General features: G+C 64.8%; 2 protein-coding genes. Both read right to left on the reverse strand.

Translation table 11 applies throughout. From position 1 onward, the window contains the following. On the reverse strand, window positions 1-551 hold a 551-nt coding region (locus EN925_RS37725), incomplete at its 3' end, for an alanine racemase (protein WP_206633174.1). 1 nt (window position 552) lies between these two features. Next, window positions 553-896: FAD-dependent oxidoreductase (locus tag EN925_RS37730; protein WP_128337456.1), on the reverse strand; the 344-nt coding region annotated here is incomplete at its 5' end.

Below are 896 nucleotides of genomic sequence, written 5' to 3' on the forward strand. Positions count from 1 at the left end.
GTCTTGTAGGCATGGGCGACGAGCTGCCCAAGGTTTTCCGGCGTCGGCATGATGGCGCCGAAGCAGCCGAGATTGGTGCCGATGCCGGCGATGCGCACGCCCTTGAACTGCAGGATCTGCTCAACCGTGGGGATCAGGTCGTTCGGCCAGATGCCTTCGCGGAGATCGCCGAGATCGATCATCAGCATGATGTCGTGGACGCGGCCCATGCGCTCGGCGATGCGCGAAATTTCGCGGATGGTGGCGAGTTCCGATTGCAGGCTGATGTCGACGGTGCGCACCACCTCCTCGACCCGCGCCATCGGCGGGCTGCGCAGCAGCATGATCGGTGCGTTGATGCCGCTGTCGCGCAGCCGGCGGATGTTCTCGAAACGCGATTCGGCGATGCCGGCGACGCCGCCGCGCAGCATGGCGCGTGCCACTTGCGGCATGCCGCAAGTGCCCTTGGTGACGCCGAACACTTTTATGCCCGACAGCGCGCAGCGCTCGACGATGGTGCGCGCGTTGCGCTCGATGCGGCCAAGGTCGATGGCGACTTGCGGTCCCGACATCCTAGCCCCCGTAAACCAGCCCCTGCGGGTCGATCTCCGGCCTGCGGCCGGAAACGAGGTCGGCAAGGAATTTCCCCGAGCCGCAGGCCATGGTCCAGCCGACATGGCCGTGGCCGGTGTCGAGATAGAGATTCTTGTAGCGCGCCTGGCCGATGACCGGCACCGAGTTGGGCATCATCGGGCGCAGGCCCGCCCAGAACACAGCCTTCTTCTCGTCGAAGGCACCCGGGAAAAGATCTTTGCCGGTGCTGATGATCGTCTTGAAATCGGCGGGCTTGAAAGTGCGGTCGAAGCCGGTGAATTCGGCCGTCGAGGACATCCGCAACCGGTTGCCCAGCCTGGAAT

The sequence above is a fragment of the Mesorhizobium sp. M7A.F.Ca.US.006.04.2.1 genome (genome assembly GCF_004022915.1).
In the GTDB taxonomy this organism is placed as follows: domain Bacteria; phylum Pseudomonadota; class Alphaproteobacteria; order Rhizobiales; family Rhizobiaceae; genus Mesorhizobium; species Mesorhizobium ciceri.